The sequence below is a fragment of the Microvirga zambiensis WSM3693 genome (assembly GCF_016735695.1).
GTDB classification, from domain to species: domain Bacteria; phylum Pseudomonadota; class Alphaproteobacteria; order Rhizobiales; family Beijerinckiaceae; genus Microvirga; species Microvirga zambiensis.
On record NZ_JAERQD010000025.1, the window covers coordinates 1 to 24,485 of the forward strand.

General features: G+C 61.8%; 18 protein-coding genes. 4 read left to right on the forward strand and 14 right to left on the reverse strand.

The window, feature by feature from the left end:
• Positions 1-1,296 (forward strand): Ig-like domain-containing protein (locus JKL46_RS18815; RefSeq protein ID WP_201835835.1); only part of this gene is annotated, 1,296 nt, incomplete at its 5' end.
• Between the two features lie 246 nt (positions 1,297-1,542).
• A complete protein-coding gene (locus JKL46_RS18820; RefSeq protein WP_201835977.1) occupies positions 1,543-3,006 on the forward strand; it encodes a mannose-1-phosphate guanylyltransferase/mannose-6-phosphate isomerase in 1,464 nt (487 codons plus the stop codon).
• Positions 3,007-3,062: 56 nt separating this feature from the next.
• On the opposite strand, the gene JKL46_RS18825 is transcribed toward JKL46_RS18820, so the two are convergent.
• The 10 genes from JKL46_RS18825 to JKL46_RS18875 form a co-directional block, all read right to left on the reverse strand.
• Positions 3,063-4,232 carry an acyl-CoA dehydrogenase family protein gene (locus JKL46_RS18825; RefSeq protein WP_201835844.1) on the reverse strand — a complete coding sequence of 390 codons (1,170 nt, stop codon included), beginning with the start codon at positions 4,230-4,232 and terminating at the stop codon, positions 3,063-3,065.
• Positions 4,233-4,274: 42 nt separating this feature from the next.
• Entirely contained in the window at positions 4,275-7,247 is a 2,973-nt protein-coding gene (locus JKL46_RS35660; RefSeq protein WP_246529399.1) for an amino acid adenylation domain-containing protein, read from the reverse strand.
• A 46-nt stretch (positions 7,248-7,293) separates the two neighbouring features.
• Positions 7,294-8,313, reverse strand: coding sequence for a thioesterase domain-containing protein (locus JKL46_RS18840; protein WP_201835846.1), 1,020 nt, complete (start codon positions 8,311-8,313; stop codon positions 7,294-7,296).
• Between the two features lie 165 nt (positions 8,314-8,478).
• Positions 8,479-9,129, reverse strand: coding sequence for a 4'-phosphopantetheinyl transferase family protein (locus JKL46_RS18845; protein WP_246529400.1), 651 nt, complete (start codon positions 9,127-9,129; stop codon positions 8,479-8,481).
• Positions 9,130-9,650: 521 nt separating this feature from the next.
• Positions 9,651-10,892, reverse strand: coding sequence for a Zn-dependent hydrolase (locus JKL46_RS18850; protein ID WP_201835987.1), 1,242 nt, complete (start codon positions 10,890-10,892; stop codon positions 9,651-9,653).
• A gap of 79 nt (positions 10,893-10,971) precedes the next feature.
• Positions 10,972-12,411 carry a dihydropyrimidinase gene (gene hydA / locus JKL46_RS18855; protein WP_201835849.1) on the reverse strand — a complete coding sequence of 480 codons (1,440 nt, stop codon included), beginning with the start codon at positions 12,409-12,411 and terminating at the stop codon, positions 10,972-10,974.
• A 79-nt stretch (positions 12,412-12,490) separates the two neighbouring features.
• Positions 12,491-13,480: an ABC transporter substrate-binding protein gene (locus JKL46_RS18860; RefSeq protein WP_201835859.1), complete on the reverse strand. Its 990-nt coding sequence runs from the start codon at positions 13,478-13,480 to the stop codon at positions 12,491-12,493.
• Positions 13,481-13,514: 34 nt separating this feature from the next.
• Positions 13,515-14,474 carry an ABC transporter permease gene (locus JKL46_RS36865; protein WP_201835861.1) on the reverse strand — a complete coding sequence of 320 codons (960 nt, stop codon included), beginning with the start codon at positions 14,472-14,474 and terminating at the stop codon, positions 13,515-13,517.
• Entirely contained in the window at positions 14,471-15,376 is a 906-nt protein-coding gene (locus JKL46_RS36870; RefSeq protein WP_201835989.1) for an ABC transporter permease, read from the reverse strand. Before JKL46_RS36870 ends, JKL46_RS36865 begins: the two co-directional genes overlap by 4 nt.
• 16 nt (positions 15,377-15,392) lie before the next feature.
• Positions 15,393-16,193 (reverse strand): ABC transporter ATP-binding protein, encoded by an 801-nt coding sequence (locus JKL46_RS18875; protein ID WP_201835991.1) that lies wholly within the window; start codon positions 16,191-16,193, stop codon positions 15,393-15,395.
• A gap of 323 nt (positions 16,194-16,516) precedes the next feature.
• On the opposite strand from JKL46_RS18875, the gene rutR reads away from it, so the two are divergent.
• On the forward strand, positions 16,517-17,167 hold the full coding sequence (gene rutR, locus JKL46_RS18880; protein WP_246529401.1) for an HTH-type transcriptional regulator RutR: 651 nt from the start codon (positions 16,517-16,519) through the stop codon (positions 17,165-17,167).
• 74 nt (positions 17,168-17,241) lie between these two features.
• On the opposite strand, the gene preA is transcribed toward rutR, so the two are convergent.
• From preA to JKL46_RS18900, 4 genes are all read right to left on the reverse strand, one after another.
• Positions 17,242-18,579, reverse strand: a complete 1,338-nt coding sequence (gene preA, locus JKL46_RS18885; RefSeq protein ID WP_201835864.1) for an NAD-dependent dihydropyrimidine dehydrogenase subunit PreA — start codon at positions 18,577-18,579, stop codon at positions 17,242-17,244.
• 10 nt (positions 18,580-18,589) lie between these two features.
• Positions 18,590-19,954 carry an NAD(P)-dependent oxidoreductase gene (locus JKL46_RS18890; protein WP_201835866.1) on the reverse strand — a complete coding sequence of 455 codons (1,365 nt, stop codon included), beginning with the start codon at positions 19,952-19,954 and terminating at the stop codon, positions 18,590-18,592.
• A 217-nt stretch (positions 19,955-20,171) separates the two neighbouring features.
• On the reverse strand, positions 20,172-20,822 hold the full coding sequence (locus JKL46_RS18895; RefSeq protein WP_210381401.1) for a hypothetical protein: 651 nt from the start codon (positions 20,820-20,822) through the stop codon (positions 20,172-20,174).
• 729 nt (positions 20,823-21,551) lie between these two features.
• Positions 21,552-22,352: a response regulator transcription factor gene (locus JKL46_RS18900; RefSeq protein ID WP_201835871.1), complete on the reverse strand. Its 801-nt coding sequence runs from the start codon at positions 22,350-22,352 to the stop codon at positions 21,552-21,554.
• Between the two features lie 739 nt (positions 22,353-23,091).
• On the opposite strand from JKL46_RS18900, the gene JKL46_RS18905 reads away from it, so the two are divergent.
• Entirely contained in the window at positions 23,092-24,390 is a 1,299-nt protein-coding gene (locus tag JKL46_RS18905; RefSeq protein ID WP_201835873.1) for a hypothetical protein, read from the forward strand.
• Positions 24,391-24,485: the final 95 nt, after the last annotated feature.

Sequence of the window (24,485 nt, forward strand, 5' to 3'; positions counted from 1 at the left end):
TCCGGCGGCTGGGCTCAGGGCATCAGCCTCGACAAGTCCGACAACAGCACGATCAGCAACAACAACGTCTACGACAACTGGGGCGAAGGCGTCGGTGCCATGTTCACCAAGGGCGCCAAGCTCACCGGCAATGTGGTCTATGACAGCTACAGCGTCGGCATCTATCTCGACAACGCGCAGGATGCGGTGGTGCAGTACAACACCGTGTCGCATACCAACGACACCAACTTCTACCGCAGCGGCAAGCCGGCGACCGGCATCGAGATCTGCAACGAGAACGGCGACCGCATGCTGCCGTCCTCGGGCCTCGTGATCACCAACAACGTGCTCGCCGGCGTCGGCAACGTGCACTACAGCACCTACGGCGCCAACACGGGCCTGATCAACTCGACGATCGCGCCGAACACGGTCCAGAGCAGCCCGATCCCGGCTCCGACGCCCACGCCGACCCCGACGCCGACTCCCACGCCGACCCCGGGCGACAACCCGGTCGTGGCTTCTGACGACAGCTACACCGGCACGAAGGACAAGGTTCTTACGGTCGACGCGACCAAGGGTGTCCTCGCCAACGACACGGCTGCCGACGGTGGCAAGGCTGCGGTTGCAGGCACTTTCGCGACCTCTCAGGGCGGCAGCGTGAAGCTCAATGCCGATGGCTCGTTCGTCTATACGGCGAAGGCCAGCTTCACCGGCACGGACACCTTCAACTACACTGCGAAGGACGCCGACGGCGACACCGATACCGGCACCGTTACCTTCAAGGTTTCGGACGTGGCCGACCCGACCCCCACTCCGACCCCGACCCCGACTCCCACGCCTTCGCGGCCGACCACCACGAAGACGTTCAATGGCACGACCAGCTCGAATGAGCTGTGGGGCTCGTCGGGCAATGACCTGATCGACGGCAAGGGCGGCAACGATACGCTCTGGGGCATGAACGGCAACGACGTTCTGATCGGCGGTTCGGGCAAGGACACCTTCGTGTTCGCTTCGGCTGGATCCAACGCCCTCAAGCTGGGTAGCAACAACGTCGACGTGATCGTCGACTTCAACCCCGCTGACGACACGATCCAGCTTGGCGACTCGGTGTTCAGCAAGCTCAAGGCCGGCAACCTCGCCTCGAGCGCCTTCGTCACGGGCACCAAGGCGTTGGATTCCAGCGATCGCATCATCTACAACAAGCAGACGGGCGAGCTGTCCTACGATGCGGATGGCACGGGCTCGGCGGCTGCGGTGAAGTTCGCCGTGATCGAGAACAAGGCCGCTCTCACGGCTGCCGACTTCTTCATCATCTAACGATCGTCTGATCTCTATCAGTGCGAAGCGGCCCCGGTCATACCGGGGCCGTTTTGTTTTGTGGCGCCGCGCAAACGGCGCGATCCGTCGAAACTGGCCATTTCGCTCAACCCCAAAATAGTCGCGACAACCGACCTGTGGGTGCTTTGTCATTACCACCGATCAGGTTTAAGTTCTTGAGCGCGCTTAGGATATTAGGCGTTTCATTCGATCGACCATCCCATTTCAGCGGATATGTCAGAGATGATGAGCCACATTACTCCGGTTATCCTGTCGGGCGGCTCCGGAAGCCGCCTGTGGCCTCTGTCCCGAGAGGCTTATCCGAAGCAGCTTCTCCCCCTTCTGGGGCAGAGGAGCCTTCTGCAGGAGACGTTGCGGAGGGTTTCCGGATCGCCCCGTTTCGGAGCGCCTCTCGTGATCGCCAATGCGGAGCATCGTTTCCTGATTGCGGAACAGCTGCGTGAAATGGGTTGCGACGATGCCACGATCGTGCTCGAGCCGCTCGGGCGCAACACCTGTCCGGCGGCGGCGGTGGCGGCGATCCTTGCCGTCCGGCAGGATCCTGACAGCCTTATTCTGCTGATGCCGGCCGACCATAGCATTGGTGACGCTGCGGCATTTCAGGCCGCCGTCGAGACTGGGACCAAGGCGGCCGAGCAGGGCTACTTCGTGCTCTTCGGCATCACACCCGATTCTCCGGCGACGGGATATGGCTATATTCATTGCGGAGAAACGCTCGACGATCCGAGCATCCGCCGGGTGCAGGGTTTCAAGGAAAAGCCCGACATCGGCGCGGCCGCGACATATGTAGCGTCCGGGACCTATGCCTGGAACAGCGGCATCTTCCTGTTGCCGGCCCGCCGTTTTCTGGACGAGTTGGAGCGTCTGGACCCGAAACTCCTGCAGGCCTGCACGCAGGCGGTCGACAAGGCGGCCACCGATCTGGATTTCCTGCGCCTGGATCCGATGTCGTTCCAGAGTGCGCCGAACATTTCGATCGACTATGCGGTGATGGAGAAGACGCCGCATGCGGCAGTGGTCCCCGTCGATTGCGCGTGGTCGGATATCGGCGCCTGGTCGGCCCTGTGGTCGTTGGCTCAAAAAGACGAGAACGGTACGGCCACCCTGGGAGACGTCGTCGCCCTTGAAAGCAAGGATTGCTATATCCGCTCCGATGGCCCGCTCGTGGCGACCATCGGAGTCGAGGATCTCGTCATCGTGGCAACGCAGGATGCCATCCTCGTGGCGCCCAAGGGCCGTGACCAGGATGTCAAGAAGCTCGTCGATCAGTTGAAGGCGAGGGGGCATGACAGCGCCGTCCAGACGCAGCGAGTTCACCGACCCTGGGGTTTCTATCAGTCCCTTCACACGGGCGAACGGTTCCAGGTGAAGCGGATTACGGTCGCTCCCGGCGAGAAGCTGTCCCTGCAGATGCATTATCACCGAGCCGAGCACTGGGTCGTGGTCAATGGCACGGCCATGGTCACACGCGACAACGAGCAGATTCTTCTGCGCGAGAACGAATCGATCTATTTGCCGCTCGGTTGCGTACACCGGCTCGAAAACCCGGGTCGCGTGCCGCTGAACCTGATCGAGGTGCAGTCCGGCGCCTATCTCGGGGAAGACGATATCGTGCGGATCGAAGATATTTACGCCCGCGACAGCAACGACGGCTTCAAGCGGGAGCCTCGGCGGTTGCCGGCGGAATAGCCTCGATCCACCGGCTGCGCGTCGCTGAATGCATCGAGGCCATGCCCTCGATGCATTCACGACATTGACGCGACCACCTCCAGCATCACCTCGGTCGCACCGCCTCCGATCGACAGGACGCGGGCATCACGGGCCATGCGCTCGATCGGGCTCTCGCGCATGAACCCCATGGCGCCATGGAACTGCACGCACGAATACATGACCTCATTGACGAGCTCACCGCAGAAGGCCTTCACCATCGAGACCTCGCGCATGCAGTCCTCATCCGCCGCCATGCGCCAGGCGGTGGCATAGAGAAACTGGCGGCCTGCCTCCACTTTCGTGGCGAGCATCGCGAGGCGCTCGCGGATCGCCTGCATATCCCAAAGGACGCCGCCGAATGCCTTCCGCGCTCGTAACCATTGGAGCGTCATCTCGATAGCCGCCTCGGCCGCGCCTATCGCCATGGCCGCGAGGACGAGACGCTCGTTCTGGAAATTGCCCATGATCGAGTAGAAGCCTTGTCCCTCCGCGCCGAGTATGTTGGCAGCGGGGATGCGGCAATTCTCGAAGACGAGCTCCGCCGTATCGGAACAACGCCAGCCATGCTTGTCGAGTTGACGGGCGACGCTGAAGCCGGGCGTGCCCTTCTCGACGAGGAACATGGAGATCCCATTGGCTCCGGCCGACGGGTCGGTCTTGGCGGCGACGCAGATGAGATCCGCGTGAACGCCGTTCGTGATGTAGAGCTTCTCACCATCGAGGACGTAGGAGTCGCCGTCACGGCGGGCACGAGTGCGGATCGCTTTCACGTCCGAGCCCGCATCCGGCTCCGTTATGGCAACCGCGGTGATCACCTCGCCGCTGATGATGCCGGGCATCCAGCGCGCGCGCTGCGCCTTCGTTCCGTCGTTGAAGACATGCGGCGAGGCCATGTCGGTATGCACGAGAGTTGCGATGCCGACGCCCCCATAGGTCGAGCGCCCGAGTTCCTCGGCAAAGATCGTGGATGCGACCGCATCCATCTCGGAGCCGCCGTATTCGGCTGGGTAGCGGATGCCAAAGAAACCGAGTTCCCCCATGCGACGCAGGGTTGGGCGGGGGATGAACCCATCCTCCTCCCAACGGTCTGCATGGGGCTTGATCTCTTCCTTGACGAACCGGCGAACCTGATCGCGCAGGAGCTCATATTCGCCGGCAGCCCAGGGCAGCCCCGACCTGCGTGTCTCTGCCCAACCTTTGTCCATGACTCTTACTCGCTCTGCTGTTCGGCCCGAGATCACATTCAGCTAGATCTCGATCTCTTCTCTCGGTCCCTCGGAGGTTGAAGGTGCCCGCGACTCTGCCATCCAGAGCATGCCGTCGATCACCTCCGCCAGCCCGGCCACCGTGGGACGCTCGAAGAGATTGCGGAGCTGTACGTCCACTCCGAAGGTTTCCCGCATGCGCGATACTGCCCGCATCACCAGGAGGGAATGTCCTCCGAGGCCGAAGAAGTTGTCGTTGCGGCCGATCGATTCGACCTTCAGGAGATCGCACCACAGCTCTGCCAGCGCCTTTTCCGTTGCCGTGGAGGGGGCGACGAATTCCTCTGCCTGTTGGATATTTTCCGCCGTCGGCTCAGGAAGCGCAGCGCGATCGATCTTGCCATTGGTCGTGAGCGGCATCCGCTCGAGTCGAACAAAGTGCGTAGGCATCATGGACTCCAGCAACTCTTCGGCGAGGTGGGCGCGTAGCTCCGCCACGGATATGGGTTTCGAGGAGGCGTAGTAAGCCACGAGCCGCGCGATGCCATCTTCGGCGGCAGCGGGCTCGACATAGCCGATCTTGGCCATGATCTCCTTGATGCGGGGTACGTCCAACTCGTCATTCAGTTCATCGATGGCCTCGTCTCGGGTTTTCTGGCCGAGGCGCACGTCCCAGCTATAGGGCAGGGCGTAGTTGTGGTGCCCGCGTTGTCGCTTGTGGACGTAGATACCGACATCGTTGATGAGGCAGTTCGTGGAGCGCCCGGTATCCGCGGGCCGGTCCCACCCGGCCTGCGTTTTCAGGAACGCGAGCATGTCTTCCAGCGGCACGCTCCAGTAGCGATAGAAGTCGATGAACTTCACCTCCTCGAAGACGGCGTCGTTTCGGAAGACGTCGACATCGAGGTAGCGGGACACGGCATCTTCTCGCCGGTGATACTCTTTGCGCGCCTCGGCGACGAGCGCATCCAGGCGGGCTGGGTCGTAGTCATCGCGCTTGAAGACTTCCTCGGTCAACCGTGTTTCGAAGAACTGGCCACGGGACAATCCTGTCACGATGTACCCGATTTCCTTCTCACGGGCGAAGTTCGTCGCCAGCGTGTAGATCGTCTTGAAGCAGCCGTTGCAGACATTCGCGAACCGTTTCAAGCTGTCGACGAAGATCTCGTTCATGTATGGCGTGCTTCCCCAGTGATGGTCCACGCCGAGCGAGGTCACGAGCCGCCTGATATTGGCTTTTGCTCCTTCGGAGATGAAGCCGTTGTCGAGGGTGAAGGTGAGCGGCTTCACACCCATCGCCACGAGCTTGCAGAGCATGAAGCTGCTGTCCTTGCCGCCGCTCAGCAGCACGATGCAATCATAGGGGCCTTTCCGGTTCGCCTGCATCTCTGCGATCAGGACCTGCAGGTCGTCCGGCGTCTTGAAATAGGTCTGCGCCTTGTCGACATAGGTGTCGAATGCCCGGCAGAGGTTGCAGACACCGGCTGAATCGAACGTCGTTCCGGGCAGGTCGGACGAGACACCGCAGCGCTCGCAATAGCGCAACTGCGTCGGCTTTCCGACCGGGACGGCGACGGCCGCGACCGCGCAATCGTGGATGTCCGGATGCTTGAGAAGCCGGGCTTCGATCTCGCCGAGTTCCACCCGGGCGCCGCCGACCTTTACCTGATGGTCGGCGCGGCCGAGGAAATCCAGGCGTCCCTCCGAGTTCCAGCGGGCAAGGTCGCCGGTTTTGTACAACCGCAGCCTTGAAACGCCGTTGCGGGGATCGGTGGCCGTGAGAAACCGTTCGTCGGTGAGATCCGGGCGATTGAAATAGCCCCTTGCGAGACCGTCTCCGGCAATGAACATCTCGCCGATGATACCGGGAGGGGTGGGCTGGAATGCTTCGTTGAGGACGTAGATTCCGGCATTGGCCGCCGGAGTGCCGATCGGCACGGAGGGCGCCTGATCCCGGTTGATGTCGAATTGGTGGATCATGCAGCCCACCGTGGCTTCGGTGGGTCCGTATTCGTTGTAGATCTCGATCGGATGGGAAATGGCCTTCGTGAGGTCGCGGGCCAATTCCGTTTTGAAGTCTTCGCCACCGACGATGAACTTGCGCAGCCGCGTTGCACGCAAGTCGCGGTCACGGATCATCGCGAGGTGCGCAGGTGTCAGCTTCATGATGTCGGCGGCGTTGTCGTCGACGACCTTGAGCGCGACCATGCTCTGCGCGCCGGGATCGCCGCGATAGACCACGATGCGGCCGCCCGTGATGAGGGGAGTGAAGAGCGTCGTAACCGTCAGATCGAAGGCCAGGGACGAGAACAGAGGCCACGTGAGACTTTCACCTGAACTGTAGACCTTTGCAGCCCACCAGATGTAGTTCACCAGGTTCCGGTGCTCGATCATGACGCCCTTGGGCGTGCCGGTCGAGCCGGACGTGAAAATGATGTAAGCGATACTCCCCGGAGTGGCGGCGGAGGGATGATCCAGTTGCGGTTGTCCCGCAATCGACCGGAAGTCGGCGTCGAGGACGAATATGCCGGCGAGATCGGGAGCAATTGCCGCCTGCAGATGCGCCTGAGTGACTGCCAACGGTATCCGGCCGCCGCTCCCTTTGGTGATGTCCTTCAGAATCGTCGCGAGGCGGCCCTTCGGCGTCGCCGCATCGATCGGCACATAAGCTGCCCCGGATTTCAGAATGCCCAGGATTGCGACGACGACTTCGATGGAGTGTTCCATGAAGACGACTACGATCCCGCCAGGTCCGATGCCGGTGGAGATCAGCTGCGCGGCCATTTGATTGGAGCGCTCGTTGAGCTGACGATAGCTCGATATCTCGTCGCCGAACCGGATCGCCTCGGCGTCGGGCGTGAGCCTTGCTTGGTCGCGAAAGAGATCGATGATCGTGCTGTCCGATGGATAGGACGCTGCGGTATCGTTGAAGTCGACGACCAGTGTCCGGTGACCGTCACCGTTGAGCAGAGGAAGAGACATGCTCTCCGCCGCGATAGGCAGGACTTCATTCATGAGAGTGCGCTCCCCGTTGCGGAAACTCAAAATTAGGTTACGTCAATCACTCAACCTTTTGAGTTGACTGGCGATACAGTTCAGCGATGGCAGGCGCGTCCGGCTCCTCGAGCATGAGCGGGCCGTTACAATCCTCAGGGCCGTAGTAGAACTCGGCCTGAGGCGCGACCTGAAGCCACCGATGCGGCGCGGCTCCCGAACGCAGCCAAGCCTTGTTCGGAAGGAAGATGCAGACGCGGCCTGAATACGAAACAGGCTTGTAACGCTTCAAAGCCGTTATCGCCGTGGCTTTGAGGCGAGCTCTGCTCGCAAGCACCGGATCGGCCGTGGCAGGCCCTTTGCTGTCGCGAATGCGAGTCATAAGCGCTTCGACCCGCTTGCCGGGGTTTCGGAAGCGGCTGAAGAAATATCGAACGCGCGCACCGAATGTCGGTAGCTTCGCCAGCTCCCGCAGTAACGGATCGGCCCGGCGCCGCGCGAAGAAGTAAAGCAGGCGGGGGATTTCCCGATATGTACCGGGGTCGAGCGGGCCGAAGAGTGCCAGGCAGGAAACTTCCGCCCCGCGCTGTTTCAGGATTCGCGCCAGCTCGAAAGCAGTCGCTCCCCCGGAACAATACCCGGCAATGATGTAAGGACCCGTGGGCTGGTATTCGGTGATCTGGTCGGCGAAGTAGCCGGCGATGTCTTCGACGCGATCCATCGGCTCGCTCTTGCCATCGAAGCCCGAGGGCTGGAGCGCGAAGAACGGCTGATCGTCACCCAGGCGCTTTGAGAGGGCGGAGAACGAGAAAGGAACTCCGATATGTCCCGGAACGGCATAAATCGGCGTGCGCTTCCCGTGCAGCTGGAGCGGAACGATCGCGGGCTGTTGGTGGGTCGCTGCTGCGGCCATGTTGAGGAAGCCGATAATCTCGGTCTTCCGATCTCGCAGCTGGTCGCGGAACTCCGGCGTCAGCGCTCCCGCTGGTGCGTTGCACCGGAGTCGGTCGCCCTCAACCCAGACCTTGATGTCCTTGAGTGCCAGGCCAGCGAGAAGCTCCGGGATCTGCATAACCTCCGTCGTCATGGCGCCCTCCGTTCAGTTTCTTGATGATTGGCGAAAGAGCCGAAGCTGCCTCCGAACTCCGTATTTTCGTCTATGCTCCGCTGCAGTTCGTGCGCCAAAAGGAAGAGCCTGAACTCCTGTTCTTTCTGCAGTGCATCGTAAGCGAAGGGCGGCATGAGGGGCATATCAATTTCGGACTACCACGGTCCCGACGTAACCGGGTTTCGGCGCGATGGCGGTGATGGTGAAATCACGCTCATCTGGATTGATCTCACTCCCCAAGCCGCATCCCAAGGCCTTGGAAACTGCCTCCAGCCGGGTCCAGCTCCGAAAGAAGGCTAACAGCCGCTCCTCCGGAACAAGGTTGCGATACAGCTCCTGCTCGGGAGCAGAGAAGCAAAGCGCCGCGATATCGTCCGCCTCGGGCAGGGGACGCAACGCCTCGATATCAACTCCAACCTCGCGGGTGGCAGAGAGAGCGATGACGGCGACGTCTTCCGACCGGGAGACGCTGAAGTGCAAGGCTCGACCGGGCGTTCTGGGCGAGAGAAAGGGTTTGCCGAGGCGCCCGTATTCCAAATCGATTTTTGACGGCGGGATGCCGATCCGGGAGGCGAGGACATGGCGCAGCTGACCCCGGGTGGCGATGAACCGCCGGCGGTCGCGCTCCAACCTCAGCTCGGCGGCGCGCTGCCATTCCGCCTCGTTCAAGCAATCGCCGAGCGCGTGAATGACCTCCGGCTCCGCATCGAGCGTGAACGCCACGACTTCCAAATCATCGCTCTCGAGAACCGGTATCATCATGATCCCGGGCCTCAGGTCAGTCGCCAGAGTCATACGTGGATCCCGATCACTGGGCGTCAGTGCGCACAAGTGCCAATTGTTCCCATGAACGGCGATGCCATTCAGAGGTTTCCATTGATGAGACATTCAAGCTACTGCCGACGCAAGTAGCGCATGGTGGATATTTTGATGTAGGGAGTTCCCACACCGAAAGCCCGGGACCGCGTTGCTCAGGGTCGGTTCGGCGGGGCGACCAGATGGCAAAACTCATGTGCCGAATTCTTTAGAAACTTTGGATAAGACTGGGCTTATCGTCGAGCGATGACTGTCCGTGCGCCCCGTTAAAATGCCGGCAACCTAGCAGGATGCCGCTCTGGAAGACCAAAGCTGCCGCTGGCTTTTCAGTTCTGCTGACGAGCGACGAAAATCCCGCACACCCGCGGGGTCGCGTGTTCTTGAATGATTTTCATCGGAAGGCGCGCCGACACTGTTGATCAAAGCGTCGCTGAATCTGGATTACCCCAAATTGGATAGCTCGAGCGTCCGACATTATGGCAATGCGGTGGCGCGGGCGTTCATGCGCTGTGGCGTTGGTCGTATTCCAGGACGGCATTCAACAGAACCTGGGCTCCTGCCGAGCACTCCTCGAATGTGGTGCTCTCGGCCTCATTGTGGCTGAGCCCGCCGGCGCAGGGGACGAAGATCATCGTCGTAGGAGCGACCCGCGCAATATAGGCAGCGTCATGACCGGCGCCGGAAACCATCTCGCGGGCGGGAAGGCCCTCCTTCTCGATGCCGGTTCGCACGGCAGCGATGCAATCCGGATCGAATCGGACTGCAGGCGAGTCCCAAACCTTCTTCACCTCATGTTCGAGGCCGATCTCCGTGGCAACGGCCGGGACCGCCTCGAACAACTCGCGCTCCATGATGTCGAGTACGGCGTCGTCCGGGTGGCGAAAATCCACCGTGAAGAAGACGTGGCCTGGGATCACATTGCGGGAGTTGGGTTTGACCTCGACGAGGCCGACGGTGCCGACGGCGGAGGGGCTGTGTTCAAGGGCGATCCGGTCGACCTGCTCGACGATCCGCGCCGCTCCGAGCAATGCATTCTTGCGCAGGTTCATCGGGGTCGACCCCGTATGGGCCTCCCGCCCGGTCAGCTCGATCTCGTACCACCGCATTCCCTGGACGCCGGTGACGATGCCGACCACCTTCTGCTCGGCCTCGAGGATCGGTCCCTGCTCGATATGGAGCTCGAACATGGCGCCGAATTTGACCGAGCCGGGAGGCGCCTCGCCGCGATAGCCGATGCTCTCGATGGACGCGGCGAAGGAGATTCCCTGCCGGTCCTGCCGGCTGTCGGCAAAGGCCCGGTCGAAGACGCCGGCATACACTCCCGATCCGAGCATGGCCGGCGCGAAGCGCGAGCCCTCTTCGTTGGTCCAGTTCACGAGCATCAGCGGCGCGTTGGTCTCATAGCCCAGGTCGCTGAGGGTGCGCATCACCTCGAGACCTCCGAGAACGCCGAGAACGCCGTCGAACTTGCCCCCCGTCGGCTGCGTGTCGAGATGGCTGCCGATTGCGATAGGGGCAATGTCGCGTCTTTTCCCAGGCTTGAGGGCGAACATGTTGCCGACCTGGTCGACTGTCACGGTGCATCCCAGAGCCTCGCACTGGTTCTTGAACCAGTCCCGAACCTGCCGATCGAGGTCCGTCAGCGTGAGACGGCAGATCCCGCCTTTCTCGGTGCCACCGATCTGCGCTGTGTCCATCAGGCTGTCCCAGAGGCGCTTTGGGTCGATCGTCAGGTTCTGCATACTCATTTCAACACCCGCGAAGAGAAAAATCCTCTTCGGCAATGCGGAGCCGGAGAGGATGGATAGGATGGATGCCGGCTCAGCGCACGACTGCCTTCGGCGCAGTGTTCGCCTTCCAGAGCCGCTGGGCCTCGGCGAAGGCCGGGAGTGGGCGCCTCGGTACGAAGCGACCCTCGCCACGCTCGGCGCGAACCTTGCCGTTCTCGGCCGCCAGTCGACCGCGGAGATAGACTTTTGCCGGCAGACCGGTGAGCGCGTAGCCCTCGAACACATTGTATTCGATCCGGCTGACCTGGTTTTTCGCCGAGATGGTCTTGGTTGCCTTCGGATCCCAGATCACGATATCCGCGTCGGCCCCCGGCATGATCACGCCCTTCTGGGGATAGATGTTGAGGATGCGTGCGGAATTGGCGGAGGTCACGGCCACGAACTCGTTCGGCGTCAGCCGCCCGGAGTTCACGCCCGTGGTCCAGAGCACCGGCATGCGATCCTCGAGCCCTCCGGTGCCGTTCGGAATGCTGCGGAAGTCGTTCAGGCCGATCCGCTTCTGCTCCATGGTGAAGGAGCAGTGATCGGTCGCGACGACCTGGAGCGATCCAGCCTGCAGGCCGGCCCACAGGCTGTCCTGGTGGTGCTTCGGCCGGAAGGGCGGCGACATGACCCGCTGGGCGGCGTGATCCCAGCTCCGGTTGAGATAATCGGTCTCGTCGAGCACGAGGTGCTGGATCAACGGCTCGCCGAAAACCCGCTTGCCCTCCGCTCTCGCGCGCGCAATCGCTTCGTGCGCCGGCTTGCAGGAGGTGTGGACGATGTAGAGCGGGCAGCCCGCCATGTCAGCGATCATGATGGCCCGGTTCGCCGCCTCGCCTTCAACCTCGGGTGGCCGCGAATAGGCGTGGAACTCGGGGCCGGTCTTGCCCTGCGAGATGTACATGTTCTGCATCTGCGCCACGACATCGCCGTTCTCGGCATGGACGAGGGCGGTGGCACCAAGTTCGGCGCAGCGCTTGAAGGAGCGGAAAAGCACGTCGTCATCCACCATCAGCGCGCCTTTATAGGCCATGAAGTGCTTGAAGGTGTTCACGCCATGGGTGTTCACGATCTCGCCCATCTCGCGCGAGACCTCATCCGACCAGGATGTGACCGCCAGATGGTAGGAATAGTCGCCGGCTGCCTTCTCGGACTTGCGCCGCCAGTCGTGATAGGCCTCGACCAGGGACTGACCGGCACCGGGGATGCAGAAGTCGACGATCATGGTCGTGCCGCCGGAAAGCGCCGCCTTGGTGCCCCACTCGAAATCGTCCGCCGACACGGTGCCCATGAACATGAGCTCCATATGGGTATGCGGGTCGATCCCGCCCGGCATGACATAGGCGCCGCTGGCATCGACGATCTCGGCCCCGGCCGGCGCCTCGAGATTTTCGCCGACGGCGACGATCCGCTCTCCCTCCACGAGCACGTCGGCGCGTCGGCTGAAATCGGCATTCACAACGGTTCCGCCGCGGATGAGAAGGGCCATGATGAATCTCCCTTGATTGTTTTTGATTGGTGAAGGCTTGGACGCTCCCCCCGGACGGCGAGGGGAGCGTCCTTGCTGCTTACATCTTCGCGTCGACGACCGCGTGCGACCAGGCGCCTTCCGGCTTCTTGGTGATCACGGGAGCATCGCCGCCGGAGGAGAGCAGTGTCGAGACCGTACGGTCGAAATCCGCCGGATCGAGCTTGCCCTTGGCGGTATCGAGGAGCTTCGCGATCTCGCCGGCCATGCGCTTCTGATGCTTCTCGGTCTGTGCGCCCGAGGCATCGTTGTCGAGAACGATCTTGGCGGCGTCATCGGGGTTCTGGCGCATGTAGTCCCAGCCCTTCTGGGAGGCCGCGACGAACTTCGCCATCTTGGTGACGAAGGCCGGATCCTTCAGCTTGTCCTGCATCACATAGAGGCCATCCTCCAGCGTCGCGACGCCTTGGTCCTCGTATTTGAACACCACGAGCTGCTCCGGCTTGAAGCCGGCATCGATGACCTGCCAGTATTCGTTGTAGGTCATGGTCGAGATGCAGTCGGCCTGCTTCTGGATCAGCGGGTCGACGTTGAAGCCCTGCTTCAGCACTTTCACGCCGCCGGCAGACCCATCGGTCTTGTAACCGAGCTTCGCCATCCAGGCGAGGAAGGGATATTCATTGCCGGAGAACCACACGCCGAGGGTGCGGCCCTTGAGGTCCTGAGGCGTCTTGATGCCGGTTTCCGCACGGCAGGTAAGCATCATGCCGGATTTCTTGAACGGCTGCGCGATGTTGACGAGCGGAACGCCTTTCTCCCGGGCGGCAAGCGCCGAGGGCATCCAGTCGACGATCACGTCGGCCCCGCCGCCGGCGATCACCTGCGGCGGTGCGATATCGGGCCCGCCCGGCTTGATCGTCACGTCGAGCCCGGCCTCCTTGTAGAAGCCCTTGTCCTTCGCGACGTAGTAGCCGGCGAACTGCGCCTGCGTGACCCATTTGAGCTGGATCGTCACCTTGTCGGCCTGCGCGAAGGCGGCGCTCGAAAAGCCCAGAGCGACGGCGCCCGCGAGTAGTGTGGTCCTGATCATTCTTCACTCCTCCAAAACGCCGTCCGCGATCCCCTTATGTGCGGTACGACGGATGCCAAAAGGTTGCGGCGCGCTCGATGAGCGCGATGAGACCGTAGAAGGCCGAGCCGGCGATGGCCGCCAATGCGATTTCCGCCCACACCATATCGAGGGCCATGCGGGCGACCTCGATCGAGATGCGGAATCCCATGCCGACGATCGGTGTGCCGAAGAACTCCGCGACGATCGCACCGATGAGCGCCAGCGTCGAGTTGATCTTCAGCGCATTGAAGATGAAGGGCAGGGCGACGGGCAGCCGGAGCTTCACCAGAGTGGTCCAGTACCCGGCGGCGTAGGAATGCATGAGATCGCGCTCCTGCCTGCCGGCTGCGGCAAGGCCGGCAACCGTATTCACGAGCATGGGGAAGAAGGTCATCACGACGACGACGGCGGCCTTCGAGTGCCAGTCGAAGCCGAACCACATCACCATGATCGGCGCGATCCCGATCACCGGAAGCGCGGACACGAAATTGCCGAGCGGCAGGAGGCCCCTGCGCAGGAATGGTATCCGATCCGCAATGATCGCGACGAGAAATCCCGAAAGGCAGCCCATGACGTAGCCGGACAGAACCGACTTCACGAAAGTCTGGATGAAGTCTTCCCTCAGGGTGGGAAGCGAGGCCATGAAGCGGCCTGCGATTGCCGACGGCGCGGGCATCAGCACCGAGGGTACGCCGGCGCCGACGACGATGACTTCCCAAAGGAAGAACAGGAAGGCCCCGAACAGGATCGGGACCGATAGTCCGACGGCGCGGCGTGCCGCCGGGCTCCTGGCACGAAGATGGGACAGGGCGCTCAAGCCGATCCCCGCAAGCAGCCACAGGACACCGACAAGGGTCCAGAAACCCAGACCGGCTTGCCCTGCCATCGTCGGTCGATGGACCATGATCAGGGCTGCAAGACAGCCAAGCGCGGCGAGGGGAATAAGGATCGTGGCGCGCAGCGCGGTGCTCATGCGGAGCGCACTCCCATGCGCCTGTTCACGAGGCGCTCGGCCAAGCCGACGGCGGCGACGAGGATGGATGCAAGGGCCGCCGCCGCGAAGAGAGCCGCCCAGATCTGGATCGTCTGGCCATAATAGGAGCCGGCCAGGAGCCGCGCCCCGAGACCGGCCTGGGCGCCTGTGGGCAGCTCGCCGACGATGGCTCCGACGAGGCTGATGGCGATGGCCACCTTCAGGCCGGCGAAGAGATAGCTCAGCGAAGCGGGGAGGCGCAGCTTCCAGAAAACCTGCGCCGACGAGGCCGAATAGGTGCGCATGAGATCGCGCTGCAGGAGATCGGGCGATGTCAGCCCCTTCACCATGCTGATCGTGATGGGAAAGAAGCAGAGATAGGCGGATATGATCGCTTTTGGGAAAAGACCCGTGATGCCGATCGAGCCGAGAACGACGATGATGATCGGTGCGATGGCGAGGATCGGGATCGTCTGCGAGGAGATGATCCAGGGCATCAGGCTGCGCTCGAGCGTTTTCACGTGAACGATGAGAACGGCGAGCACGATGCCGAGAAGCGAGCCCAAGGCGAACCCGAGCAATGTGGAGGACAGGGTCACCCAGGCGTGAAAGAGCAGGCTGCGGCGGGACGTGATCGGCGTGTCGATGACGGTCTTCTTCAATTCGACCAGGATCTGGTGCGGCGCCGGCAGCATGGGCCGCTCCTGCTCCAGCGTCGCAAGGAAAATCTCGCTCGTGCTGCGCTGCTCTCCGGCACGCGCGAAGGCATCGGACACGCCCTGCCAGTTCATCGCAACCGCTGCCGCATACCAGAGTGCCACGATCACCAATATGACCGTGAGAACGGGAACTGCGCTGCCCTGCCATAGGCGAGCGGCCTTGCGCGAGGGCGCAGGACGCATGCCGAGGGACAGGGTGTCAATCGTCATAGGAGTGTCCCGATCTCAGGCCCTCGCGAACCCGATGGGCGATCTTCAGAAATTCCGGCGTCTCGCGAACCTCCAGCCTTCGTTCGCGGCCCAGGACGCCGGCATCGATGATATCGATGATGCGTCCCGGACGTGGCGACATCACCACGATCTTCGTGGAAAGAAACACGGCCTCCGGGATGGAATGGGTGACGAAGAGAACGGTCTTTCCGGTCTTTCTCCACAACTGGAGAAGCTGCTCGTTGAGATGATCGCGGACGATCTCGTCGAGGGCGCCGAAGGGCTCGTCCATGAGCAGCAGCTTCGGATCGAACGAGAGGGCACGGGCGATGGAGGCGCGCTGCTGCATGCCGCCGGAGAGCTGCCAGGGGAACTTGTTCTCGAACCCCTTCAGGTTCACGAGGTCGAGCTGCTTGTCGGAGCGCTCGCGGCGTTCGGCTTTCGAAAGGCCGAAGATTTCCAGCGGCAGCTCCACATTCTTGCGGATGCTCCGCCAGGGATAGAGGGCAGGGGTCTGGAACACGAAGCCATAGTCGCGCCTCAGCCTGGCCTCGCTCGGGCTCACGCCGTTCACGTGGATATGGCCCGCATTCGGCTGTTCGAGATCCGCAATGACCCGCAAAAGCGTGGTCTTGCCGCAGCCCGACGGGCCGATGAAGGAAACGAATTCGCCCTCGTCGATCTGCAGGTCCACATCGGAGAGAGCGTAGACCGGGCCGTCTGCCGCCTCATAGGTCAGCGACAGCCCGCGAATGTCGACGACGGAGGTTCCGGCATGGCCTGCGACCAGCCGATGGTCAGAGGCAGCATGAGCGGGTCCATCCCCCTTTTCACCGAATTCGCTTGTCACGCGCTTCAACACTGCTTGCTATTCCTCAGGTGTCTTGTTGCATCTAAGCAAGAATTATGCCGTCTCCGAATGGTCGAGATATCCGTTCCCGAGGCACTCTTGCCTGCACGTTTCATGAGCAAGCCGCCGCTGGTTTCGGCATGGTCGCGATAGCGACACCTGCCTTGCTGCTGAGCGCCGGCCTTGCCTGAAGCCGTCGTTGAGCCATAAGCTCTCCTGCGGGAGAAACGCGAAAGGGCGACATGGTGGCTGATGAAGTCGGGATGAGCGTTCGCGCATCTCCAAGAAAGACCAGAGCGGGAGAGGCGAACACGCAGCGCATCCTGGATGCCGCCCTCGAGGTCTTCGCGGCCTATGGCTTCCAGGGCGCGCGCATCGACCAGATTGCCGTTGCGGCAGGATTGTCGAAGCCAAACCTGCTTTACTACTTCCGGACCAAGGAAGACCTTTACACGGCCGTGCTTCGGCGCACGTTGGACATGTGGCTCGAACCCCTGCGAGAACTGGACGCCTCGAGCGATCCGCGCGTGGCGCTTGGCGCCTATATCGCCCGCAAGCTCGATTACTCGCGCAGTCACCCGACGGCGTCGCGCCTGTTCGCCATGGAAATGTTGCAGGGTGCTCCGCATCTGGGATCGGCGCTGACGGGTCATTTGCGTGACATGGTGGAAGCGAAATCGAGCATCATCGAAACCTGGATCCGGGAAGGCCGGCTGCGGCCGATCGATCCCAAGCATCTCATCTTCGCGATCTGGGCGACCACGCAGCATTATGCGGATTTCGGAACCCAGATCCGCTCGCTGACGGGCAAAAGCATCGAAAACATCGATTTCTATGAGGCCACCCGTACGACGCTCACGAGCATTCTTCTCGACGGCGTGCTGCCGTCGAAGGAAAAATGCCGTGACGTCTGAGATGGCCATGCCGGCGATGTTCTCCTAAAACCGTCCAAAGGAATAGTGCTTTCGATCGTGTTATGCCCCGTCCTTCATTCCGCCGGCTCAAGCGGTTCCAGAGGTTTCTTGGCAGCCGCCGATAGCGGATTGTTGGGATGCTGGGTCCAGTTGAGATAGGAGCCGTCGACCAATCGGCCGGTTCTGCGGTCTATCTCGTTCACCAGCGGCTCCATGGTGATGCAGTTTTCGATGGGGCAGACGCTGGCGCAGAGATTGCAGCCGACGCATTCCTCGTCGATGACCTCGAAGTGCCGAACCCCATCGACGAGATGAGTGATCGCCTGATGCGAAGTGTCCTCGCACGCAACATGGCAGCGGCCGCATTTGATGCAGAGATTCTGGTCGATCCTCGCCTTCACGGCATAGTTGAGGTTCAGATACTGCCAGTCGGTCACGTTCGGAACGGCCGCCCCGACGAAGTCGGAGACGCTTGCGTAGCCGTGCTGGTCCATGAACTCCTCGAGGCCGGTGATCATCTCCTGGACGATCTTGAAGCCATAGACCATTGCCGCCGTACAGACCTGCACGGTGCCGCAGCCGAGCGCGATGAACTCCGCCGCATCCCGCCAGGTTTCGATGCCGCCGATTCCCGATATCGGCAGGCCCCGCGTTGCGGGGGATCGGGCGATTTCCGCCACCATGTTGAGGGCGATGGGCTTCACCGCCGGGCCGCACATGCCGCCATGAGTCGCCTTCCCATCCGTATGCGGATTGGGAACCATGCGGTCGAGATCGACGCCGACGATGGAGTTGATCGTGTTGATGAGGGAAACCGCGTCCGCACCACCGCGCTTTGCCGCCTCCGCGGGTTTTCGGACGTCGGTGATGTTGGGCGTGAGCTTCACGATGACCGGCATGCGGGAATGTGTCTTGCACCACCGGGTGACCATCTCGACATATTCCGGCACCTGGCCGACGGCGGCACCCATGCCGCGCTCGGACATTCCGTGCGGACACCCGAAATTCAGCTCTATCCCATCGGCCCCCGTGGCCTCGACGCGCGGGAGAATCCGCTTCCAGGCTTCCTCCTCGCAGGGCACCATGAGGGATACGACGATGGCCCGGTCGGGCCATCGCCGCTTCATCTCGGCGATCTCCTGCAGATTGATCTCCAGGATTCTGTCGGTGATGAGCTCAATGTTGTTGAAGGCGGTGACGCGCCGGTCCGGCCCGTGAACGACGCCATAGCGCGGGCCGGAGACGTTGACGATCGGCGGCCCGTCCTCGCCGAGGGTTTTCCAGACGGCTCCGCCCCAGCCGGCGCGGAAGGCACGCTCGATATTGTACGCCTTGTCCGTTGGGGGGGCGGAGGCGAGCCAGAAGGGGTTCGGCGATTTGATGCCGCAGAAGTTGACGCTGAGATCGGCCATGTCCTTCCCCTCACTCCGCCGCCAGGGGCACGAAGCCCTGGAGCATCCGGTTGATCGACAAAGCAGCCTGCTTGCCATCCTCGACGGCGACCACCGTCAGGTCCCGTCCACCCGCGGCGCAATCACCCCCTGCCCAGACATCGGGAAGGGATGTGCGGCGCTCGAAATCGACCGCAATGCGACCGCCTTCGAGTTCGAGAACGTCATGAGAGCCTTCGAGAACCTGCGGAACGAACACCTGGCCGATCGCACGGAAGAGCTGGTCCGCCGGCAGTTCGAAGGTTTCCCCCGTATCGACGAGCCTGCCGTTCTCCACCGTGGTTGCCGCGAAGCTGACCGCCCTGAGCGCGCCGTCCGCTGCGTAGACGGCAACCGGGCGGGCCCAGTGGCGGATCACGACGCCGTTAACCAGAGCCAGCTCCTGCTCGTAGCCGCTTGCCCCCATCTGCTCGGCACCGCGGCGATAGACGATGGTGACTTCTTCGGCGCCGAGTTTTTTCGCCTGCACCGCCGCATCGATGGCCGTCATGCCACCGCCGATCACGACAACGCGACGGCCGATGGGCAGTGTCGAGAGGTCCGTCGACTGCCGCAGCGCTTCGATGAACGCAACGGCATCTTCGACGCCATTCAGATCGTCGCCCTCGGCACCCAGAGCATTCACGGCCTGAAGCCCGAGCCCGAGAAACACCGCGTCGAAATCCCGGCGCAGGTCGGCCAGCGTGAAATCGTGCCCAAGCATCTGCCCGCAACGCAGCTCGATGCCGCCAACGCTGAGGATCCAGTCGACCTCCGCCTGGGCAAAGTTATTCGTCGATTTGTAGGAGGCGATCCCGTGCTCGTTGAGGCCGCCCGGCTTCGCTCGTCCGTCGAACACCACCACGTCGTGACCGAGCGTCGCCAGCCTATGGGCGCAGGACAAGCCGGCAGGACCGGCACCGACGACCGCGATGCGTTTTCCGGTTCGAGCGCCCTGTCGATAGAGCTGCCGTCCCGATGCCATGACGGCATCGGTTGCGTGGCGCTGGAGCTCGCCGATGATCACCGGTTTTCCCTCGGCAGCGTTACGGACGCAGGCCTCCTCGCAGAGGGTTTCCGTCGGGCAGACCCGGGCGCACATACCGCCGAAGATATTCGAGTCCAGGATCGTCTTGCCGGCTCCCTGGTCGTTGCCGGTGGCGATCTGCCGGATGAAGAGGGGGATGTCGATGCCCGTAGGGCAGGCATTGACGCAGGGTGCGTCGTAGCAGAACAGGCAGCGTTCCGCCGCGACCCGGGCTTCATGCCTGTCGAGCGCAGCATGGAGATCGGAAAAAGCTTCATGATACGCGCCGGGGGCAAGCCGCCCTGCACAGATATCGGATGCAGAAGTCATAGGTCCTCCTGCCCGCTCAAGGCGAGTTTTCAGGCCGTTGATCCGTTCACCTCGGCCCGCTTCTCAAGGAGCGGGCTCTTGATTTGACCATCTGATCAAAGCTTTTCTAAACTGTCAAACAGGGCATGCGGAGCCAGCGGTCGCTCGCAACATGTTGGAATACCACAGTTGTTTTCCACGGTAAGTTGCAGCGGCGGGGCAGGGCGACCGATATGTCTCAGATGACGGAGAAGTCGATCTTGAGGGTCGTGTCCTGCTCGATCGTGGCGGTTTGTATCGCATCGAGGTCGACGCCGAAGGCTCCGTTGGAGTAGGTGAGGTCGATGTCGGCGTCCTGATCCGCATGGATGGCCTGCTTGATGCCTACGGCGACCTTGATCTTGAACTGCTCTTCCAGGTCGTCGTCGATGTCGACATCGACATCGGTATGCTGCCTGACGTCGAGATCGTTGTTGGCATGGACGAGGCTGCTGCCATTCCAGCCGCCCATCATCAGGTCGAGCTCGGTGTCCTGCTCGATGTCGACCTCATTTCGGAGGTGAAGATCGACATAGAGGACGCCCTTCACCTCGTAGATGTCGAGGTCGATTTCGGTCTCCTGGTCAATCGTCATGAACTGGTTGAGGCGAAGGAACATGCGTCCATTGCTGTCGTAGTCGAGGTCGATATCGACATCCTGATCGATATCGGCGTCGTTCTCCATGAAGACGCGGATCTTGCTGTCGCCGACCCAGCCATTGAGCAGGACATCAGCATCCTGATCGACGAAGGCGGTCTGAACGACGTGCAGGTCGTCGCCGTCTGGCACCGCGAGCGGGATCGGCATCTGTCCGGGTGCCGGAGCTGAAACTCCTGCACCAGGTGGCAATACCCCTCCCAAAGCCGACCCGCCTTCCGGGCCATTGCTGTCGCTCGCCTCGCCCTTGGGCTGTTCATGCGGCAAAGAAGCTTCGTGCCCGTCTTCGCTTGTTCCACTGCTGCCCCCCACCGGACGGGAAGCCGCCATGCCCGACATGGAGGGCGTCGCGTGTGTGAAGTTCGAGCCGGAGAAGCCAAGATCACCACGCCAATGAACGTCGATCTCTCCGAGGTCTTCGCCGGACCCGAAAGGCTTGCTCGCGTGCGTTGAATGACCAGCCTCAGTGGAATTGTATGTCGATGGGATATCCGACTGACGTGCAGCACCCGTCGGCTGAGGTTTCAAACCAACTTCCGGTATTGCGGGGTCGATGTCGTGATGCAGGACCTGCGAGTTTGACAGGTCCGCACCCGCGGTCGGGCGCACATGAGTTCCATCGCGGTCGGCCGGCAAAACGACCTCGTCGGGGTCGTCTTCAAGGATCGGGAGCAGGTTACGTATTCCCCTGTCCGGCGACAGCATGGTCCTCTACCTTGCAGGATATCCATTCGCGAGGATCTTGAGCCGACACCGGCCCGTGTGCCAGTCACCTATTCGGGCGGCACCGGTGCGGGTTCGATCAGCGATTGCGTTGGTTGTATCCAAGTGAAGACTGGAGCATGCCCAATACCGGCGATTGAAATGCGACGGTTTAATGCCGATGGGTGACACCTGAAATGATTGCATAGGGCGGAAGAATTATCCTTTGGGCGCCCCAATAAGTTGGCGATGTCGAACGACTGCTTCCGTCCGGTTCGTGGCGTGCAGCTTGCGCATGATGCGTTGTATATGAACTTTGATCGTATTCTCGGAGATATGAAGAGAATGGGCGATCCATTTGTTGGACCACCCCTTTTGGAGAGCATCCAGAACCTCGAGCTCCCGTGCGGTAAAGATCACATTCGCGTCGCAAGCGTTTCCGTCGAGCATATCGTCGCCCGGTTCCATCAAAGCCAGGAGAGACCTCGATGCTGCCTCGATTGGATGGCGCGGTTCCAATGCGGTTACCATCGAGTGCCCCATGCAGTCGGCCTCGGTGATCGATTGCACATCGTTTGGGAGCATGCAGGGATAATAGGTTCCTCCGACCATCACCAGTTTCAGGGCCGCGACCGCGACTCTGAACGAGGTCGTCACGGGAATGATGCCGCGCACGCCAATCGCGATCGCTTCGCCGATGGCGCGAGCGTTCGGGCAGCGGGATAGGATGACGACAGGAACGTTCGGGCATAGCTGAACGAGAGTATTCGCTTCGGTGGCCAAATGGCGGCCCGACATCGGATATGTATCGGCTCTCAATAGCGCGAGCGCGAAATTGGCCCTGTCGATCCGGTTCACGTCGTCCGTCGACGACAACCCCATGATGGGGGTTTCCAGAAAGGCGCTGCGCATCGCCTCGATAAGACATTCTCGCGTGAAGACTTCGTCATCGATGACGACGATTACCCCTTTGCTGATGCCTTCCTGATCACAAACCGAATGTGCGTTCGGAAATTGCATCATATCCTCCCTAGCGTTTAGGGAAACTTGCAAGGGCTCTCAACGTGTTTACGTGCGCATGTGATCGGCGTTCTGAAAATACGGGTTACCGACCTCAGCCGACCGGAGCTGCCTCAGCCAACTCGCCGACAATACGGGACCTGGACGTTAACGCTTAGGTACGCATTAAATAATCCAATCATCATAATACAAATTAGTACTCGATATAACTGCCGCCGCGAGCGATTAAGAGAACTTCTCGAATGGTCAAGTTTCACTTTTCATCGCCGATCATGCCGCAATAAGACACGACTACTGGCCCTGTAGCAGCATTGTCGACGTCAAATCCGGTTTGGCTGATACGATTTTCTGCTTTTGCTTCACATATTGATTCTGAAGCGGAATTTGCGCTGGAGCGGCCGCAGGGAGAACTGAAAGTCTCCGACCTGCTCGCGAAAATTGATTGGTTACGCTGTGAGAAAATCTGCGCAGACGATGCCCATTGTGCCTCGCTGGTCTTAAAAACGGGCTGAATAGCGATTGCGGAGTACCACTTACTCAGTTGGTCGATGAGCCCATGTCGAGATCGGCTTCTCTCGAACCCGGTGCAATCGCCTGAACGGGCGATCGTGAAGAGGTCACCACCCATTCTGAGACATGCAAATCGGCAACTTTCGCTTCTGGATTGCATGCGGGAAAGTCTTCTTAACCGCCTGACGACTTTCTGCTGGGCGGAAGCACCAATTGCGGAGGTTCCAGAATGGGAGATCTATCAGAACTTCTCAGCAAATTCGGGTTTGATTTCGACCTCGATGTCGAGTTGAAGAACAGCCTCGATCAATGGCAGGATCAGGACATCGATACCAAGGCCAAGCAAAGTTCCGACATCGATCAGGACAACGACAATATCGGCAAGGTCGATTACAACCCCGTCCAGCTCGCCCATAACGACGCCAGCGCCAATAACAAGGCCTGGACCGATGTCGATACCGACAACGATTCGACCGTGAGCAATACCAACACCTCCAACGGCGACTCGAAGGCGATCGCGGACAACGACTCTTCCGGCGGAATCGCTGAGGCAGGCGACCCGTCCGGCGGCTGGTCGAAGAGCGGCGATACCAATGGCGGCGATACCGACAGCGGCGATGCCAAGGTCGGACCGGTCTTTGGTGGCATCGCCATCGGTAAGGGCGGTGATGGCGGCGAAGGCGACGGCGGCGACGCCGACAGCGGCAAGGCCTATTCCGGCGACGCCACCGGCGGCGAAGGCGATTCCGGCAATGTGAAGACCGGCTGGGCCGATGCGGACGGTGGCGACGGCGGTGATGGTGGCTGGGCCAAGGGCGGCTACGGCGATGGCGGCTGGGCCAAGGGTGGCGACGGCGAGGGCGGCAACGCCAGCAGCAAGGTCTACAGCGGCGACGCCACCGGTGGCGAAGGCACCGGCGGGGCTGGGACCGGCGGCTCGGGTACTGGCGGCGATGCCAATGGCGGCGACGGCGGCTATGGCGGCGACGGCACCGCAAGCTCCGGCGCGGGCACCTCCGGTGCCGGCACGGGCGGCGCGGGGAGCTCGGGCGACGCGTCGAGCGGCGATGCCACGGGCGGCGAAGGCACCGGCGGCGCCGGTGGCTACGGCACCGGGACGGTCGGCGATGCCACGGGCGGCACTGCAACCAGCGGCGCAGCCACTGGCGGCGATGCAAAGGGTGGCAGCTCGCAGGGTGGTAACGCAGCCGGCGGAAACGCCAGTGCGGATGGCGGCGACACGAGCGGCGACGCCGGGTCGCAGACCGACAACGATGCCGTGTCCGATATCAGCTCCACTGCCGGCGGCAATGCCATGGCCGGTATCGAGCAGGGCGGCGGCGGAACGGCTGCCTCGAGCCAGGACATCGGCGACTTCGACTTCGCGCAGGACAACGACTCCGACGCCACGTCCAAACAGGACCAGGCCGTCACGGTCGACGTCGACCAGATCATGGACGCCGTGCAGGACGCCAGCCTGTCGCTCACGTTCGACTTCGGCGACTTCGACTGGAGCTTCGGAGCCTGACGCAAGAAAGGCAATCCGGGACCGCTGAACCGAAAGCGGCCCCGGATCGGCGCTCGCGCAGGCGCCCTCCAGCTGTGCGAGCGCCAGCCATAGTT